This window comes from Paenibacillus sp. Paensp38 (genome assembly GCF_059491915.1).
Genome location: NZ_CP168516.1, coordinates 3,084,130 through 3,102,619, shown reverse-complemented (window position 1 = coordinate 3,102,619; position 18,490 = coordinate 3,084,130). Strand labels below are relative to the sequence as shown.

18 protein-coding genes are annotated in these 18,490 nt (G+C 46.5%); 12 read left to right on the top strand and 6 right to left on the bottom strand.

Annotation, left to right across the window (positions count from 1 at the left end; all coding sequences use genetic code 11):
• Positions 1 to 70: 70 nt before the first annotated feature.
• Positions 71 to 742: a zinc metallopeptidase gene (locus ACEN8J_RS13425; RefSeq protein ID WP_023988023.1), complete on the bottom strand. Its 672-nt coding sequence runs from the start codon at positions 740 to 742 to the stop codon at positions 71 to 73.
• A gap of 42 nt (positions 743 to 784) precedes the next feature.
• Positions 785 to 1,216, bottom strand: a complete 432-nt coding sequence (locus tag ACEN8J_RS13420) for a MerR family transcriptional regulator (protein WP_049816952.1) — start codon at positions 1,214 to 1,216, stop codon at positions 785 to 787.
• A 294-nt stretch (positions 1,217 to 1,510) separates the two neighbouring features.
• On the opposite strand from ACEN8J_RS13420, the gene ACEN8J_RS13415 reads away from it, so the two are divergent.
• From ACEN8J_RS13415 to ACEN8J_RS13400, 4 genes are all read left to right on the top strand, one after another.
• Positions 1,511 to 2,914 (top strand): ammonium transporter, encoded by a 1,404-nt coding sequence (locus ACEN8J_RS13415; protein WP_029516714.1) that lies wholly within the window; start codon positions 1,511 to 1,513, stop codon positions 2,912 to 2,914.
• Positions 2,915 to 2,962: 48 nt separating this feature from the next.
• Positions 2,963 to 4,045, top strand: coding sequence for a DUF294 nucleotidyltransferase-like domain-containing protein (locus ACEN8J_RS13410; RefSeq protein WP_029516715.1), 1,083 nt, complete (start codon positions 2,963 to 2,965; stop codon positions 4,043 to 4,045).
• Complete coding sequence (locus ACEN8J_RS13405) at positions 4,042 to 4,779, top strand: exonuclease domain-containing protein (RefSeq protein WP_495593570.1); 738 nt, start codon at positions 4,042 to 4,044, stop codon at positions 4,777 to 4,779. The genes ACEN8J_RS13410 and ACEN8J_RS13405 overlap by 4 nt, the downstream gene beginning before the upstream one ends.
• A 171-nt stretch (positions 4,780 to 4,950) precedes the next feature.
• Positions 4,951 to 5,595, top strand: coding sequence for a TlpA family protein disulfide reductase (locus ACEN8J_RS13400; RefSeq protein ID WP_029516717.1), 645 nt, complete (start codon positions 4,951 to 4,953; stop codon positions 5,593 to 5,595).
• Positions 5,596 to 5,634: 39 nt separating this feature from the next.
• Here ACEN8J_RS13400 and cimA read toward each other — a convergent pair whose 3' ends face one another.
• Entirely contained in the window at positions 5,635 to 7,251 is a 1,617-nt protein-coding gene (cimA, locus tag ACEN8J_RS13395; protein ID WP_495593569.1) for a citramalate synthase, read from the bottom strand.
• Between the two features lie 292 nt (positions 7,252 to 7,543).
• Here cimA and ACEN8J_RS13390 point away from each other — a divergent pair, with 292 nt between their 5' ends.
• The 3 genes from ACEN8J_RS13390 to ACEN8J_RS13380 all read left to right on the top strand — a co-directional run bounded on the left by ACEN8J_RS13390 (position 7,544) and on the right by ACEN8J_RS13380 (position 10,918).
• Positions 7,544 to 8,824 (top strand): DNA polymerase IV, encoded by a 1,281-nt coding sequence (locus tag ACEN8J_RS13390; protein ID WP_029516719.1) that lies wholly within the window; start codon positions 7,544 to 7,546, stop codon positions 8,822 to 8,824.
• 158 nt (positions 8,825 to 8,982) lie between these two features.
• Positions 8,983 to 9,225 (top strand): ferredoxin, encoded by a 243-nt coding sequence (locus tag ACEN8J_RS13385; RefSeq protein WP_013309730.1) that lies wholly within the window; start codon positions 8,983 to 8,985, stop codon positions 9,223 to 9,225.
• Between the two features lie 268 nt (positions 9,226 to 9,493).
• Positions 9,494 to 10,918, top strand: coding sequence for a L,D-transpeptidase (locus tag ACEN8J_RS13380; RefSeq protein ID WP_069011087.1), 1,425 nt, complete (start codon positions 9,494 to 9,496; stop codon positions 10,916 to 10,918).
• A gap of 27 nt (positions 10,919 to 10,945) precedes the next feature.
• On the opposite strand, the gene ACEN8J_RS13375 is transcribed toward ACEN8J_RS13380, so the two are convergent.
• Positions 10,946 to 11,092 (bottom strand): hypothetical protein, encoded by a 147-nt coding sequence (locus ACEN8J_RS13375; protein WP_023988033.1) that lies wholly within the window; start codon positions 11,090 to 11,092, stop codon positions 10,946 to 10,948.
• Positions 11,093 to 11,310: 218 nt separating this feature from the next.
• Between ACEN8J_RS13375 and ACEN8J_RS13370 the strand changes: the two genes are divergently transcribed.
• Genes ACEN8J_RS13370 through ACEN8J_RS13360 form a run of 3 tightly spaced genes read left to right on the top strand, consistent with a single transcriptional unit; the run spans position 11,311 to position 13,822 of the window.
• Entirely contained in the window at positions 11,311 to 12,405 is a 1,095-nt protein-coding gene (locus ACEN8J_RS13370) for a quinone-dependent dihydroorotate dehydrogenase (RefSeq protein WP_029516721.1), read from the top strand.
• A gap of 34 nt (positions 12,406 to 12,439) precedes the next feature.
• Positions 12,440 to 13,252: a GTP diphosphokinase gene (gene yjbM / locus ACEN8J_RS13365; protein ID WP_023988035.1), complete on the top strand. Its 813-nt coding sequence runs from the start codon at positions 12,440 to 12,442 to the stop codon at positions 13,250 to 13,252.
• On the top strand, positions 13,253 to 13,822 hold the full coding sequence (locus ACEN8J_RS13360) for a DUF309 domain-containing protein (RefSeq protein ID WP_318626729.1): 570 nt from the start codon (positions 13,253 to 13,255) through the stop codon (positions 13,820 to 13,822). It begins immediately after the preceding gene.
• A gap of 85 nt (positions 13,823 to 13,907) precedes the next feature.
• Here ACEN8J_RS13360 and ACEN8J_RS13355 read toward each other — a convergent pair whose 3' ends face one another.
• A complete protein-coding gene (locus ACEN8J_RS13355; protein WP_029516723.1) occupies positions 13,908 to 14,435 on the bottom strand; it encodes a thioredoxin family protein in 528 nt (175 codons plus the stop codon).
• A gap of 163 nt (positions 14,436 to 14,598) precedes the next feature.
• Between ACEN8J_RS13355 and ACEN8J_RS13350 the strand changes: the two genes are divergently transcribed.
• Positions 14,599 to 16,263 (top strand): RsmB/NOP family class I SAM-dependent RNA methyltransferase, encoded by a 1,665-nt coding sequence (locus ACEN8J_RS13350; protein ID WP_495593568.1) that lies wholly within the window; start codon positions 14,599 to 14,601, stop codon positions 16,261 to 16,263.
• Entirely contained in the window at positions 16,260 to 17,042 is a 783-nt protein-coding gene (locus ACEN8J_RS13345) for a pseudouridine synthase (protein ID WP_029516725.1), read from the top strand. Before ACEN8J_RS13350 ends, ACEN8J_RS13345 begins: the two co-directional genes overlap by 4 nt.
• A 125-nt stretch (positions 17,043 to 17,167) precedes the next feature.
• On the opposite strand, the gene ACEN8J_RS13340 is transcribed toward ACEN8J_RS13345, so the two are convergent.
• Positions 17,168 to 18,349, bottom strand: coding sequence for a GGDEF domain-containing protein (locus ACEN8J_RS13340; protein ID WP_165147782.1), 1,182 nt, complete (start codon positions 18,347 to 18,349; stop codon positions 17,168 to 17,170).
• Positions 18,350 to 18,490 lie beyond the last annotated feature (141 nt).

Here is an 18,490-nt window from a genome sequence, read left to right as displayed (position 1 = left end):
TAGATAAAGAAAAAGGTTGTTCTCTACCGTTAACTTGGTAGAGGAACAACCTTTTTTGCAACACAAGCAATTAATCCCGGCTGTTGAAGATACCGATTAAGCGGATTAGTTCCAACAAGGAGACAAGAGCTGCAGCCACATAAGTTAATGCAGCAGCATTTAATACTTTGGCTATACCCCGTTCTTCATCACTACGGATAAACCCTTCGGAAACCATAATTTCTCGGGCCCGGTTGGAAGCATTAAATTCAACCGGTAATGTAATTAATTGAAAAGCAACAGTAGCCGAGAAAAAGATAATACCCAAGCCAATCAGGTTCGTGTAGCTGAATAAGAAACCGGCAATCAGCAGAAACGGTGCAATCCCGGAAGCGAAGTTTACGATCGGAAAGATCCGGTGACGGAGTGCCAGCATGGGATAATGCTCTTTATGCTGAATGGCATGACCAACCTCGTGACAAGCTACGGCAACTGCTGAAATGGATTTTTCATAATAAACGGGCTCGGACAGCCGTACGACTCTTTGCATTGGATCATAATGGTCAGATAACGCACCAGGTACTGGTTCAATAGGCACATCATGCAAACCATTGCGATCTAGCATATGCCGAGCTGCATCATAACCGGTCAACCCATTTTCATTTGGGACATCAGACCATTTATTAAAAGTACCTTTTACACGGAATTGCGCCCATAAGGATAATCCGAACGCAAGAATAATCAATATATACATACCCATCATAAAGCAACCCTCCAATATTGTTCATCATACTAGCCAGGGTATCTACATCATAGAACTATGCTCCAGCAGATACTTCAGAGCTTCGATACAAGCGGCGCTTTGTGGTAGTAGACCAGTAAGCAACTTGCGCGCTTGAACGGGCTTGAGCTGCCCCAAGAGAGGCTGTAGTTCATTGACTTCGCGTTCTAGACGCTGCATGTGCATCTCCAGACTCGTTAGTTTGTCAGTGACGTGCTCTTCCCCCGCAACCGAGTTCCATTTAATCAGTGTCTGTCTGATTTCCTCTAGGCTATACTTCTCTTGTTTCATTTGGTTAATACGTTCAAGCCTGTTTAAGGTTTCATCATTATAGAGCCGATAATTTTTCAATGATCGTTCTTCAGGTGTGATCAAACCAAGCTTTGTGTAATAATCAATAGTTCGTTCGCTGACACCAGCCGTCTTGGCTAGCTCACCAATTCGATACAGCTTCATATCCCCATCTGTCTTCACCTCGCGCTCTTCGTTCAACCTTCAATATTAGCATTTGCAAACGGAGTGTTTATAAAGAATATTTTACATGATTCCCAACCATACAGTCAAACGTTATGCTTTTTTTGAACAGAAACAAGCTACTTTTATAGTTAGTAAATATGACATGTAGTGTTTGGAACCATATTTTTTTAACATAATAAAAAAAATCTTGTCAACTTTCATGTATTCTGATTATAATGACAATAAGAATTTCACGAAATGTAAAGAAACTTAACATTCGAGGGAGTGGGCTTCATGAGAAAAAAGTGGTTAGTTGTATTATTGGCCATGCTGACAGTATTAGCTTTTCCGGTAGGTGCGTTTGCTGCTGACGGTCCGACAAATATTCAACTTCAAGCCGGGCTAAACACGGCCTTTACGTTCTTGGCATTTATACTTGTATTTTTTATGCAAGCGGGATTTGCATTGCTGGAGGCAGGCTCGACTCGAATGAAGAATGCGGGTCATGTCGCTGGTAAAACGATTCTCACCACGGGTGTTGCGGCTTTGTCCTTCTGGGCACTTGGATTTGGATTCGGCTTTGGTAATGATGGCGGAAACGGATTTATGGGACTGACGGGTTTCTTCATGAGTGGTACGGATGCGGCTGCATCGTTTGATGCTCTCTCAGGTCTGGATGTTCCGATTACAATTATGTTTTTGTTCCACTTTGCTTTCGCTGCGGTATCACTTTCTATCGCATGTGGGGGGATGGCAGAGCGTGCAAAATTAAGTGTATACATTATTTTCGGTATTTTGTTCTCCATCGTGATTTATCCGGTTGTAGCTCACTGGGTGTGGGGCGGTGGATGGCTTGGTAAGTTGGGGATGCAGGATTATGCCGGTTCGACGGTAGTCCATTTGACAGGCGCTACGGCAGCACTCGTCGCTACCCTGCTGCTCAAACCGCGTCTGGGCAAGTTTAATAAAGATGGCAAGCCGAACATTATCCCTGGTCATAACCAGGTGTACTCTATCTTGGGTGTTATTATTCTCTGGTTTGGTTGGTTTGGGTTTAACCCGGGTAGTGCTGTATCAGCTATGAACGACGGATTCTTTGGATATGTGGCCTTGACTACCAATATTGCTGCTGCGGCAGGTGGGGTTTTCGCTTTGCTCGTATCCTGGATGGTATATGGAAAAGCAGATATTCCTGCTATGCTAAACGGTGTGCTGGCGGCTTTGGTTGCTATTACTGGTTCTTGTGCCTTTGTAGCACCTTGGGCGGCATTGGTCATTGGTGCAGTTGCAGGGATCGTTACTTTCTTCACAGCGCAATGGTTCGAGCGTGCAAGAGTAGACGACCCGGTATATGCTTTCTCCGTGCACGGTGTTGCAGGGATGTGGGGCGCAGTGTCCACAGGGTTCTTCGCTACTCCTGAGCTTGTAAAAATAACTGGTGTAGGTCAAGCGGGTCTGTTCTATGGTGGTGGATTTACCCAATTAGGAGTACAGCTGCTTGGACTGATTGGCACTTTGGCTTTCGTGTTTGTCATTTCCTTCATTATTCTGGGTGCGATGAAAGCGATTATGGGTATTCGCGTTACAGAAGAGGAAGAAACAATGGGATTGGATATCAGTGAACACGGTACGTACGGCTATCCTGAGCAAATGAAGTTGGTTGCTGAGGCTGAAAAGCGTTCTGGAATTGTGAACTAATATGTAAAATATAAAGAACCAGTATGGATGAGCGGAGGAGATGGAAGTATGGAACTGCAAAATATGGCCCCTTGGGTGAGTTCCGCCGAAGCGATTGATCATGCAGATACACCTGAATCGCTAAGGCGGGCCAGGGTCGACTCTCAAAAATGGTTGCTGGCTTCTCAAGCCTCCGCTCCGTTATCAGACTGGTTACAAACGGCGAATGAAATGCATGACCGCATCGCGGCCAGAGCTGTACAAATGTGCGAAAAAGGGATGGTTGAGGATGGCTTCGGCCCTCCTCCCGTCCCTTACGCATTTATAGCCTTCGGAAGCATGGGGCGCTCGGAATCAACGCTGTGGAGTGACCAGGATAACGGTATGATTATCAGTGACACGATATCTGCCGACAAAGAATTATATTTTAGAGAGTTTGGTCGCAAAGTGTCTGCGATGTTAGAGTATTTGGGATATCCCAAATGTGAGGGGAAAGTAATGTGCTCGGAGCCGTTGTGGCGTCAAACATTATCTGAATGGCAAAAACAGCTAACAAAATGGTCGGACGATTTTGCTTGGGAGCCGATCCGTTATCTGATTATCTCGTCTGATATGAGGCATATCGCTGGAGATGAACGACTATCTGCAAACTGGAAACGAAGTTTTTATGAGTTGTTCCGAATACATCCTGATTTACCCTCGGCGGTACTTAGGAACACGGTGAGGCATAAAGCGACACTTAACATTTTAGGTCAGGTTGTTACCGAGCGCTTCGGTGAGCATGCGGGCGATTTTGATGTGAAATACGGGTTGTACATTCCGCTGGTGAACGCAGTCCGTTTTTTGGCGTTGCAACATGGTGTAGAGGAAACCTCCACCTTCAAAAGGCTCAGTCGTCTCGCATCACTGGAAGCGGCACCGTTGCCTTTACTCGATGCTTGCGAGCGTGCCTTTCGGATTGCGCTTCAGCTACGAATGGCTACACCAGTGAAGGAGAATGATGGATTGCTGGTCAGCAATGGCTACCTGGCTGTAAAGCCGCTGAAACAAGGTAAAGGCTGGCATGAGTTGCGCGAGGCGCTTTCGACGGTACGACGGTTGCATCGTGCGTTGCAAAGGCAGTTGCGATTTATGGAAGGGAGAAGGTCATGAAGGAACCAGCGCAGGGAAGTGGCTTCTGGAGCGCTCTCCGCAGAGGAGGAGTGCCGTCTGCGATCGCATCTGTAATGGGGGCTCCTACGGCTCAACAGATGGCGTTTATTCGCTCCTTAACCCGGGAGCAACGGCGTTCTGAAGTATTGCGGACCCCGCTGGATCGTTTGGAGACGGTAGTTTTTGATCTGGAGACAACGGGATTTTCAGCACAGCATGGAGATGAGATTTTATCGTTCGGGGCGATTCGGGTTGTCGGGGACATGATTATGGAAAAAGAGCAGTTTTATACGCTTGTTAATCCACGGACTGTGATTCCTGAGTACATTACCGAACTAACTGGGATTACCCAGGAAATGACGGATGAAGCTCCACCACTTATGAATGGACTGCACGACTTTATGTCCTTTGTAGGTGGGCGAGTACTTGTAGCACATGCTAGCGCTCATGATAAGGCCTTTTTGAATGCTGCGTTATGGAAAACATCTAAAGTTCAATTGACTCATCGTGTTCTGGATACGATGATGCTTGCCAAATGGCTTGAGCCACAGCAACATCAAACCTACAGTTTGGATGAATTGTTGACCTATCAATCCATTCCGATTGAAGGGCGGCACCATGCGTTAGAGGATGCGAAAATGACGGCTAAGCTGTGGGTTGCTTATGTTCAGGAAATGTTGAAGCGTAATGTGACCAATTTGGCAGATGTCTACGCGCATTTAAGTCATGCCTGATTCAGTACAAGGCATAGCATTCATATACACATCAAAACAGCAAGTTCGCGATTTCGTGGGTTTGCTGTTTTTTTGCGTCCTATTCAGATTTAGAAGGTTAGAGGTGGGGACAGTATGGGCATCCTATGGAGAAGGTAAGGGTCATTTAGACGAAAGACAGGTGATAAGACTGTGAAAAAAATTCTTTTCATCAGAGCGATGGTTATACTGGTTGTGGTTGGGGCTTCATGGGGAGTTATTGCAAACACAACTTATGCAGCAACCCTGTCCATGAAAAATGCACCCTTAAAAGAGGGGAATGGTAGAGAAAAACTTGAAGCTAAGAAAGAGGTAGAGGCTGAAACACATGCGGTAGAGGTATTGAAAAAGCTAAAGCCTGGTCAACGGCTTCCTTCTATGATTTTAAAGGGGTTAAACGGCAAGACCTACGATGTAGGGGCCCCGCGCAATAAGGCTTTGGTTATTAGCTTTTGGGCTTCATGGTGCGATCCGTGCCGATTAGAAGCGCCTATGCTGAATGAGTTGTATAGTAAGTACAAAGATGATGTAGATGTGTATGGTATCAATGTAACTCGTTATGATCGATTGGAGGATGTACAGAAGTTTTCCCGCTCTTTGGATCTCCAGTTTCCCATTTTACTTGATGAGCAAGGAGCATTGTTTGAACGAGTTGGAGGGGTGGCTTTTCCAACTCATGTAATGGTTGATCCTCATGGACAGGTCAGCGAAATCATCATCGGCATGCTCAGTGAGCAGGAGTTGGAACGCAAAATAGAAACTCTTCAAAAAAAGAAGGTGTCTTTGGGAGCCGAGTAGACCGCCAAAGGCACCTTATAAGCTCATGCGAGCAACTGATTAATGATTAACTAATCCATGATGAGTAAGCTCTGACTGATCGTTTGTTGGAGTTGGTGCTTCCAACAATGCGTAACGGAAGCTGTCCAAGAGAGCTTCCCAGCTGGCTTCAATTACATTTTCGGATACGCCTACGTTACTCCAGACGTCCTCGTAATTTTTAGACTCAATGAGCACACGTACCTTGGCGGCGGTGGCATCCTTTTCGTCAAGCACACGTACCTTGTAGTCGGCCAAATGCATGTCCCGCAAAGCAGGGAAATATTGAGAAAGAGCCTTGCGGAGTGCGTTATCGAGCGCGTTGACAGGACCGTTGCCTTCAGCTGCAGTATAGACACTCGTCCCTGCGACATTCAGTTTCAAGAATGCCTCGGATACGACCGGGCGGCCGGCTGTTTTCTCTACCAGCACTTTGAAGGATTCAAAAGAGAACATTTCCTTCACTTCACCACCTGCTTCACGAATGAGCAGTTCCAGCGAAGCGTCCGCGCCTTCAAACTGGTATCCCTGATGCTCCAGTTCCTTGATGCGGCTAATTACGCCACGTGCCTCATCACTGGATGGGTCAAGGGTGATGCCCAGCTCTTGCGCTTTGGATACCACGTTGCTTTGCCCGGCCAGTTCGGAGACCAAGACCCGCTGCTTGTTCCCCACAAGTTCAGGAGCGATGTGCTCATAAGTTCGCGAGTCGCGCAGAATGGCTGACACATGAATGCCCCCCTTATGGGCAAAAGCTGCATTGCCAACATAAGGCTGGTTCACAGGCATATTGACGTTGGCGACTTCACTCACAAAGCGGGCTGTATTGTGGAGTTGACTTAACTTCTCGGTATCTAGACAGTCGTAACCCAGCTTGAGCTGCAAATTAGGAATGACGGAGCACAGGTTAGCGTTACCACACCGTTCACCGTACCCGTTAATAGTACCCTGAACCTGCCTTGCGCCTGCTTGTACAGCACTTAGAGAGTTCGCTACTGCCAACTCGCAGTCATTGTGTGTATGAATACCCAACTGTGACCTCGTTATCTGGCTTTGCAGCATAGTGACAATTTCCTGAATCTCATGCGGCAGGGTACCGCCGTTTGTATCGCACATCACGAGCCAATCCGCGCCTGCTTCTTCAGCTTTTTTCATAACGGCCATTGCATACTCGGGATTGTTTTTATATCCGTCAAAAAAATGTTCGGCATCAAAAATAACCTCCATGCCCCCTTGCTTTAAAAAGGCGATGGAGTCATAAATCATAGACAGATTTTCCTCCAGTGTCGTCTGTAAGGCAGTGTGTACATGAAAATCCCATGATTTACCCACAAGTGTAGCAGCCTGAGCGCCGGATTCCAGAATTCGTTGCAGATTGACATCCTGTGCTGCGATGCTATCTTTGCGGCGCGTGCTGCCGAAGGCGACAATCTTTGCCTGAAGGCCCAGTTCTTGTACCCGTTTGAAAAATTCGATATCCTTGCTGTTGCTTCCGGGAATCCCGCCTTCAATATAATGAACACCGAGATCATCGAGTTTTTTGGCGATTTTCAATTTGTCATCAGCAGACAAGCTAATTCCTTCTCCTTGAGTGCCGTCTCGCAGCGTTGTGTCAAAGATAGAAATAGCGGTGGACATGAGGGACTCCTCCTTTGCGGATTGCTCAGATTGGTGATATTCTGCTTTTTTAAGCACATTAATTTAGTTGTTTAACGCTTAAAAACAGGAAAGCGTTAGTTTGTCGTGTTCGTATGTTAGTCGATTATATCAACTTATGACTTCAATTGTAATATATAATTATCATTTTTAGCCGCAAAACCTTTATTTTTTATGTAAAATAGAAATGGTACTTAAGGGTATCTCAAGTGTAAAATCAAAACACATATTCCCGCGATGACGGGTGAATTTACAGTTAAAAGAAGGGTTGAGCATGAAAGATGTCAGTGCTTATTATCCGGTTGGCGGGCGAGTTATTCTGCATGTGGATATGAACGCATTTTATTGTTCCGTTCATGCCGCGGAGGAGCCGGAGAAATATGAGGGACTACCTACCGCGGTGGCAGGCAGTAGTGAGCTGCGCAAAGGTGTAATTGTAACCTGCTCTTATGAAGCCCGACGATTGGGCATTTCAACAGGAATGGTCGTTCAGCAGGCTCGTCGGATCTGTCCACAGCTCATCGTAATACAGCCTGATTTTCACTTGTATCGTCGTTATTCCAAAGCGTTTATGAGCATTGCATATTCGTATACGCCTATGCTGGAAGCAACTTCAATTGATGAGTGTTATCTGGATATTTCTGGATCCAAACAGTTTGGAACACCTATGGAAATTGCTGAGGAAATCCAGCGCAGAGTAGAAGACGAACTAGGCCTGCCCTGTTCCATTGGAGTTGCTCCCAACAAGTTGCTGGCCAAAATGGCCTCTGATCTGAAAAAACCGCGCGGGATTTCTGTTCTACGTTTGCGTGATGTACCCAACATTTTGTGGAACCTACCTTGTGGTCAATTGTTTGGTGTGGGCCGCAAAACGGCAGATAAGCTTCTACAAATGAACATTCGCACCATTGGGCAACTGGCTAAGGCTGATGAACATATGCTGGTTGGGGTATTTGGTGTGACGGGTTCGTGGTTAAAATTGGCTGCTAACGGGATTAATCATTCTCCAGTCAGCACTGAGCGGGAGCCAAACAAGTCTATCGGCCACACGACCACCTTACCTATGGATGTGGTCAAACTGGAAGAAGCCCAACGGGTACTTCTTAACATTAGTGATCAGGTAGCCCGGCGGCTTCGACGACACGGTATGCTGGCAGGAGGTATACAATTGACGATTCGGACGCCGGATATGAAGACCTTTACGCGTTCTCAAGTCAGGAGCACTCCTACGGAAAGTGCAGAGGACATATATAAGGAAGCTTGTGCGTTATATCGTCGCCATTGGGGAGAAGATAAGCCTGTGCGCTTGCTGGGGATTACGCTACAGCAGCTTATTCCAAAGGAGGAAGCGGCCGTTCAAATGGATCTATTTGAATACCAGGATCAGCCCAAGAAAGAAAGCTTATTGAAGACGATGGATGCACTTCGCGACAAGTTTGGTGAAAATGCAATTTTGACCGCTGGGATGCTGGGAGATGATCCTTCGGTACTTCTTCGCAACTCCAAGTTGCGCGGAACTTCGCTGCAAAAAGACAATCTACCAACTCCGGAGTGAACTTTTGGATAGATTAGTGCAAGCAGAAGCTTACGTTATAAGCATTTTTTGCATGAAGGATAAAGGAAAATAATTTGTAATAATATTGGGTTTGTATTAATATGTGAATAGAATGCAAAAGCTGGTTTGTTTGATTGTATAGGAGGAAGAGAAAAGTTATGGCTAAATACACTTGGGTAGAAAAAGATACATGCATTGCATGCGGAGCCTGTGGCGCTACAGCACCAGACATTTATGATTATGATGATGAAGGTTTGGCTGAAGTGATCTTTGAAGGGGATGCCAACCAAGGCATCAAGGCGATCTCAGAAGACCTGTTTGATGATATGCAGGATGCTTGTGACGGTTGCCCTACGGATTCCATTAAAGTAGCAGACGAGCCGTTCAATAAAGAAGGTTAAGCGTAGGCTTCTTTGATAGGCACAGCACCGACAGTTCCCTTCGCCGTATAACGGTGAAAGTAAGCTGTTGGTGCTGTTTTTTTAGGTTATAGAATGGTTCAGCGGAGGCTGAACCATTCTATAACCGCAAGAAAAACTTCTGCCAAGCGCGGTCTGGCTTCTGTGAAAGTACGTCGATAGACGTTTTTCTTATGTGCTGTCCATCAAGTCTATTTTTACCGATATACATAATAGGAAGTATGCAAGATTACACGATCAGGAGGATCCGATGAACCATTCGCCTCATCTTAAATCGTATGTGAAAAAACACCCTGATAACAAAATGGCCTGGTATTTACTCGGCAAAGAGTATGAGAGCAGCGGTCAGGAGGGCAAAGCAAATTATTGCTTTAATCGCGCAGGAGAAGTGTTCGAAGCCTTCGAGCATAAACAGATTCCGGCAGACGTATGGATGGAATATCAGGATAAACTGGTTCAGATGTCCAAGGAGAAGGAGCGAAGAACGGCTCGAACACGTCACCTGTTAACTGCGTTAATGGTACTACTGCTCATATGGGTTCCTTCAGCTAATTCACCGAGACCTTCAAATGAGAATACATTTGATCCATCTGGAACTGAGCAGGCAGCAATTGATAATATTGAAGTTACGAAAGTGGCCACTGCTGATCCGAAGGAGACGGCCCAGATCGGTGTGGTTGGTGGTGTGTTTACGGCTCAAGCTCGAAAAGGGAGTGAAGCTGGAACGGGGCTTACTGATATGTTGGCTAAGACTAGCCGACTGCCATCCAGGACTACGGTGTTGGGCATGGAGCAAGGGGGCTCGTGGCTGCTCTGGAGAGAGGGCATGAAACCATTACTTAGTGTACAGAACAAAGGAAACGGCGGATTAGCTGTTCAGTCTTACGACGCAGCTGCGTGTGCTTGTAAGCCGTCAGACAGTGAAAATCTTCGCAAAGCAGGTCTAAAATGGGCTGCTGGACAGGAGGAATTAGCTGTGCTGAATAGCTCCATGCGTGCTTTTCGCTCACAGCATCAACGTCTTCCCCAGAGTCTTGATGAACTGACTCGAGACTTTCCCGCTAACACGATGTATGGTACGACAGACGGGATGAAGAAGGCTTTTACACCTATGCGTAATTTACTTGCTTCACCAGGAAAGGGAACAGGGAAGGCAGTAGATTTAGACGCTGACTCGTTGGCCGGAAGCAGTCCATTACTGGCATCGTCATTGCACGGAAGGCCTTTTCTGGGGCAACCGCTGCGAATTGTGGTGGACAAATCTAAGCATAGGCTCGCCCTGGTAAGTGGCAATGTACTTATTCGAAATTATCCTATCGGTTTGGGTGGAGAAAGAACACCAGAAGGGAAATTTGTGGTTACCGATAAAGTAGTAAATCCGAACGGAAAATCCAACGGTGAGTTTGGCAGCCGTGGAATGCAACTGTCTGCAACGAATTATGCCATTCATGGCACGAACGAGCCGGACAGCATTGGCAAAAATGAGTCTTTGGGTTGCGTCCGAATGGGTAAAGAGGATGTGGAGGAATTGTTTGCACTCGTACCTTCGGGTACGGAGGTAGTCATTGGTAACGGGGGATTGCCTGATCAAGTGCTTGTGCCTGGTTCTCGATTTACAAGTGAGCCGCAGCATGACCAGACGAATCCCCGCAAAACCTATCACTGGCTAAATTAAAATTTTGATGCTATTGCTACTTGGTGTTTAACGATTTCCTGCTTGTGCTAAAACAATGACCAGAATAATTACAATGATGAGGAGAACAAAGCTGACGGCGGTCCATACAATCGCTTTCTTGTTCACCTCATCCTTTTTCTTTTGCAGACTGGGCGGCTTGCGCTTGGTCTTCATATCAGCAATCCCTCTTTTCTAACGAGCTAAGGTCTTGTCTTACTATGTCCATTGTAAATGGTTTGATTATACATTTTCAATGACATCTCCATGACAACTGAATTGTTCTGATGTTGCACCTCGCAAATTACTTTCTTTTTGGTATGGAAAAAGCTAAACTATTTTGTAGAGATGTTTTTTTAGGATTGTGCAAGGGCATAGAACGGAGTGGATGAATCGTGTTGTATCGAAGGATTGCGAAACCTGTTTTTTTTAAAATGAGTCCAGAGACGGCCCATCATGTAGTCATTGACGGTTTAAAACATGCGGGCTCACTTCCTGGTGGAGCAGCGACACTGCGAGGAATGTACGGAGTCAAGGAAACGGAGGATCTTGCCGTTGATCTGTTTGGCATTCATTTTCCCAACCCGATTGGACTGGCTGCAGGACTGGATAAAAATGCAGAAGCGGTTACTGGTTTTTCTTCCATCGGGTTTGGATTTATGGAAGTGGGAACGGTGACACCTGTGGGACAGCCCGGTAACGATCGGCCACGTTTGTTCCGACTGCCTCCCGATGAGGCATTAGTCAATCGGATGGGCTTTAACAATCTGGGTGCTGAGAGCATGGCCAAGCGTCTGGCTGCACTCAAACATCGACCTGTTCCGGTCGCAGTTAATATCGGCAAAAATAAAATCACGCCCAATGAGGATGCTCATAAGGACTATGAAAAGTGTATTTCCGCACTGTATCCGTATGCGGACTTCTTTGTAGTGAATATTAGCTCGCCGAATACGCCGGATTTACGAAAGCTCCAGCATGGTGATGAACTGAAGTCGTTATTGGAAGCGGTTCGGGCAGAGATGGGAGTCCAGGCGAAAAAGTATGGCAATGCCAAGTCTGTACTGGTTAAAATTGCGCCAGATGTATCGGATGAGGAATTGGAATATATGACAGATGCGATTGCTGCCAGTGGAGTAGACGGCATTATTGCGACCAATACAACGATATCCAGAGCTGGTTTAACGCACCGAAATGCGAGTGAAACAGGAGGGCTGAGTGGTAAGCCGCTGCGTGACCGTTCCACAGAGGTCATCGGACGGGTGTATCGCCAGACGGAAGGTAAGCTTCCTATTATCGGATCAGGCGGTATATTCACGAGCCGTGATGCCTATGACAAAATTAAAGCAGGCGCAAGTCTGATTGAAATTTATACAGCATTGATCTACGAAGGGCCGGAAGTAAATAGAGCTATACATGCTGGCCTGCGTGAGCTGCTTCGAAAGGACGGCTTTAGACACATTACCGAGGCTGTTGGTGCAGATCACAGATAAAAAAGTGTTGTCGGAAGAGACAGGAGGTACGGGGATGGACGGAAGAGACTGGGGAACATTTTTACTGCCATACGATCAGGCGGTGGAAGAGCTTAAGGTCAAGTTCAAAACAATGCGTGCGGAGCTGAAAAAGCGCGAGGAATACGCTCCTATCGAATTCGTAACCGGACGGGTTAAAAAAATATCAAGCATCCTCGATAAGGCGAAGAGATTACAGGTTCCTTCTGATCAGCTGGAGACGGGAATCGAGGATATTGCAGGTATTCGCATTATGTGTCAATTTGTAGAGGATATTCGGCGGGTGGCCGAATATATCAGAAGACGTAAGGATTTGACCGTACTGTATGAAAAGGACTATATCACCAATTATAAAGACAGTGGCTATCGCAGCTTTCATATGATTGTGGAGTATCCGGTTCAGACAGCAGTCGGGCTGAAAATCGTGCTGGCAGAAATTCAAATCCGTACTTTGGCTATGAATTTTTGGGCAACCATAGAGCATTCTCTTAGCTATAAGTATCGTGAAAGCTTGCCTGATAATATGCGTACACGGTTGAAAAAGGCAGCTGAGGCAGCCTTTGTATTGGATAATGAGATGTCTTCCATGCGTCTTGAAATATTGGAAGCGCAGAAAAAATTCGAGGATGAAGCCAATATCGTTTCCAAAGTGCTAACAGGCATGCATCGGCTGTATTTCTACCATAAGATCAGTGAAACGATTGATGCGCAGCGCAGATTCAATGAACTGTGGGAACGGCACGACATGGAAGGAATCAAGCTGCTTCACGATGAGGTCAAGGAGATGCTAGAAGCCTCTACCAAGGAAGAAGACAGGGATGAGTATTAAATGGCACACCATTCCTACGAACCGCTATACGTGACTTATTTGGTATACTTCAATCGTGATCGGGATTACTTTGAATGTCATGAGGTACTGGAAGAGCTGTGGCTTAAGCTGGACCGTGACCCTGTATATAAAGGTTTGCTGCAAGTTGCTGTAGGGCTGTATCATTTTCGGAATGGTAACTATCGTGGTGGACATATGATGCTGGATAGTGCGGTCCACCGGTTGGAGCATGCTCCTTCGCAGGCGCTGGGCATTAATATGGTGAAGCTGGTGGAAGAGGCGCGCATTTGCGCTCGTCAGCTTGCTGAAGCTGTTATGACCGGCACGGAAGAGCTTCAGCAAGAACCGCCGGTTTATCGGGATATGACGATTGAAATCGTCGAGCCCGGGTTGCGCCGGGCCGTGGAGAAGGCATCGTCGTCTATTCCGGTCAACATTCCGCAGCAAAGAGGTCCTCGGCGTGGGGAAAAGCATGAGCAGCGTCAGCAGGCGCTGGAAGCTTCTATTAGGCGAAGACAGGCCGCTGGCGGCTCAGGTTCTGTCTCAGCGGAAACGAAGGATGCACCTTGAGTTTGAAGCGCATGATAAGCAAGCAGCCCGATCCGTTTCATGAGGATCGGGCTGCTTTATCGTTTTCAGGTCTGTGAAGGTTTGCTTAGGAGGTTACGTTCTTTTTATATTTCTCAAAGAAGGCTTTGAAATCGTCGAGTGTGTATCCATTGTCCGAAGGATTTTCCTTCAACCCGCCTACCATACGTTCCTTTTCCACGCCTTTTTCGTAATAAATGAGCGTAGGGGTATACTCAATCTTATACTTGTCCCAGCCATCCTCATACTCACGCAGGTTAAATTCGTGCATCGTGATGTTCTCCTGCTTGCTCAAAGGCAAGAGCTTGGGAGTAGTGGCGCGGCAATGCACACAGTCGGAGGCGAAATGATAGACGAAAAAGTTTTCCTTTTTGTCAATTTTGCTCTGTAAATCTTCCGGCTTAATAATTTGCTGATAGTTCGGGTCATTCAGCAGCTCTTGAGTAGCAGGATTTAACGAGGCTGTGGAAACGCCATACAGCTTGTTTTTAGTGCCTGAATTTAAAGCGAGCAGCACACCAATCAAAATGACCAGCACAACAAAAAAGCCGATGACGGGTATAAGCTTTTTTTTGTTGGAATTTTGTGCGTTCAATGCAATCTCTCCTATCAAAATTCAAAATATGCAGCTATGAATCTTATTATTATACAACATTACATCTTGTAGTGAAAGTTTGTAAATCACACGGATATTGCGGGATAACAGGTTGAATATGGTACAATAAAATTTATTTTAAAAGGACAGGATGATTACGATTATGGGTGTACAGCTCCCCACAGCATTTGTAAAGCGCATGGAGCAATTGCTCGGCGAAGAATTTGAAGCATTTATGACTGCCTATGACCACACGCCCCATGCCGGGATTCGCGTCAATACATTAAAAATTCCGGTAGAGGACTTTAAGAAATGTTCTCCGTTCGAACTGCGGCCGATTCCGTGGTGTGCCACGGGTTTTTATATTCCGCACGGTACAAAGCCGGGATTACACCCTTACTACCATGCGGGGCTGTACTATGTACAGGAACCGAGTGCAATGTCTCCGGTTGAGCTGCTCAATGTAGCTCAGGACGAAGCTGTATTGGACTTATGCGCTGCACCGGGCGGGAAATCGACCCAAATAGCTGCCAAACTACAAGGAAGCGGCGTATTGGTGACAAATGATATTAGCGCGGACCGAACCAAAGCGTTGGCTAAAAATGTGGAATTGTACGGTGTGCGTAATGCCGTGGTACTGAATGAAAGCCCGGATCGAATCGCCGATGCCTTTCCACATTTTTTTGACAAGATACTAATTGACGCACCTTGCTCGGGAGAAGGTATGTTCCGCAAGGATGAGGACATGGTAAAACAATGGGAAACGCATTCGGTAGATAAATGTATAGTCATGCAACGGGACATTTTGCGTGTAGCGGCCTCAATGCTGAGCGCAGGAGGGAGAATTGTCTATTCGACCTGCACCTTTGCGCCAGAAGAAAATGAAGGAATGATCGCAGAATTTCTGGAGGCTCACCCCGATTTTGACGTAGTCCCTGTTTCGTCAGAAGCAGGCTTTGCACCAGGCCACCCGGAATGGATGAGTGAAGAGGTCGCGTCAGCATACCCCGAGCTGCGGGGAACAGCACGCCTTTGGCCGCATCTCGTAGAGGGAGAAGGCCATTATATCGCTGTATTGCAGCATCAGGGGGGGCATGCCGCTGCGATAGAAGATCACACTGAATCGGAGGATTTGACTCCATTTGAGGACAAGGATGATAGGGCATTGAATATAGATGCAGCGTATCCACGGAAGAAGCCGTTTTTATCCGTCAGGGAAGCGCAGACACCAAGCCGTCAAGGAAGACATGGAACTGGTGAGCCTAAACGAAGTGGAAAAGGAATGGACGGGAAGTCCGGTAAAGGAAGGTCCGCGCGCGGCTTGGGTGGCATTAAGTCCCGATCTGGCAAAGAAAATGTAAAATCCGCTGTACGCTCCCCACAGGATGTGCTGGAATCCTATCACCAATTTGTGAAGGAGCAACTGGAAGTGTCTTTTACAGGCTATACGGTGGTTTATGGAGATCGCATTTATCAGTCGCCACTGGCATCACATCGTTTGGACGGCCTTAAGGTGGTGCGACCAGGCTGGTTTATGGGTACTGACAAGAATGGTCGCTTTGTGCCTTCACACCCGCTGGCGGTGGCATTACGCTCTTCAGAGGCGGTTAGAAGCATCAATCTCTCCAGTTCAGATGCTGAGGCCATCCGGTATTTAAAAGGGGAGACCTTGTCCATCCCCGTTGAGAGAATGGCACTGCGGAACGAAGTCCAGCCCAAAGGCCATACTCTCGTGTGCATTGATGGTTATTCGGCTGGGTGGGGCAAATGGCAGGATGGCATGCTCAAAAATGAATACCCTACAGGCTGGAGGTGGACATCGGTATGAGTGGAAAAGGGAGACAAACGCAACGTTTGGATAAAGTTTTAACCCATATGGGATATGGCACCCGTAGTGATATCAAGCGACAGGTGAAGCAAGGGATAATCACGGTAAACGGGAAGACCACCAAGGATAGCGGCTTACAGGTTCATCCATACCAGGATCAGATTGAAGTGAACGGGGAACGTGTTGTTTTTCGGGAGTATATTTATATCATGCTGCACAAGCCACCAGGTGTCATCTCTGCAACTGAAGATACAAGGGAGCGGACGGTACTGGATTTGCTGAGTGCGGAGGAACGACATTTTGAGCCTTTTCCAGTAGGACGTTTAGATAAAGATACAGAAGGATTATTGCTATTGACCAACGACGGTAAACTAGCGCATGAGCTACTTTCTCCACGGCGGCATGTTCCTAAAACGTATGAAGCTACCGTGTCGGGTCATGTCACGGAGGAGGATATTCTTCAATTTACAGCAGGAGTGGAACTGGATGATGGGTATGTTACCCTTCCCGCACAGTTGACTATTCTTCGCCACGAACATCCGTACCAGGCAGATGGAGAAGTCATTTCCTATATTTCGCTTGTCATCCATGAGGGTAAATTTCATCAAGTGAAGCGTATGTTCGAGGCGGTTGGTAAAAAGGTGACCTATTTGAAAAGAACGGCCATGGGACCATTGAAGCTGGATGAACAGCTTCCACTGGGCAGCTATCGAGAGCTGACTAGTGAAGAGCTGACATGGATCGGCCGGGATATAGCATCTGCAACGTCAGAAGTTTGATGAGCAGATTAAATATAAATGACGCACAGGCTCTTATGAGATTCCTGTGCGTCATTTTGTGGTATAGACAACCAGACAGAGAATTATTCAAACTCAACTTTTAACAACGAATCGCAGTTTACAATTTATTGTGCGCGTGCTGCCCGACTTTTTTTCACTTCGGCTGCTTTATAAGCTGTAACCTTGTTTTTACCTGTCGTTTTGGATATGTACATCGCTTGATCGGCCTGTTTGACCAGTTCATCCGGGTTCATTTCCTTCTTCACTGTACTGTGTCCGACACTGATTGTGACAATGCTTTCCTCCGCGACCCGCTCGCGGATACGTTCTGCGACATGTCCAACCTTGGCACGTCGATCCACAACCATTGCGACCAGTTCCTCGCCACCGTATCGTCCGGTCAGTCCGATTTCATCCAGTTCATCCTCCATAATCTGTGCCACCTGTTTGAGTACTTCATCCGCACGAGCATGGCCCTGCGTATCATTCAACTTTTTGAAATTGTCAATATCGCAAAAAATGACCGACACGCGGATTCCTTGATCCATATATCGCCGTAGTCGTCCTGAAAAATATTTACGGTTATATAGCCCGGTCAGACCATCGGTGATGGAAGAACGGTAAATCCTTTGGAGCAGCTCCACAATCCGTTCAAACAGGATGAGGAATAACGTAGTGTAGTACAGCAATGGTAAAAATGACATATATAGGACTGTGTTTGACCTGCCAGCTTCTTCAGGGATGTCATTTCCCAGCCACAAATAGCCGAGCCAGAGCAAATACATGAATAAGCCCGCTACATACTTCTTTGGCTGTCCGATTCGTGGGGTGATAAACACAAGGCTTAGTATAAGTACCAGTACTCGATAAAATAGAGTGAACCCAACCAGTTTCGCTGCGCTGATCCAAGCGGGCAACAAACCTGCTGTCCAGGCAGTAACCGGCAATATCAATAACGCACCCAGCAGTAGCAAGGTCCATGTCTGCACACGTTTTAGCTTCCGGTATAGTTGAAATACGGCGGCATTGATGAGTACGAAGGCAGACGCCTCCAGTACATTTTTCCACACGATTCCTTGGAGTTGCATCTTGCCTCCGCCTGCTGAATAGAGATTCATGGCTTCATATGTCATAATAATAATAGCGGCAACTGAAAAAAGGATATAGGCTTTTTTTCGTTGTCTGCTATATATGATCACGCACATCAGTGCCATCATGAGTATAATATACAAACCGCAGGCTGCACTTACTGCCTCGGCCAGAGATGGGAAACCCAAGGTTCCCGATAAGGACAACAACGTCAACATCACCGACTCCATTTGCAAAAATAGTCAATCTATTGAACGGATGATATCGTTCCGATACAATAGACAGGATTTATCCCATTTAAAATGTTATAATTTTCTTTTGTGACTAACATTTATTCTCAATATATCATCTTTCAGAAA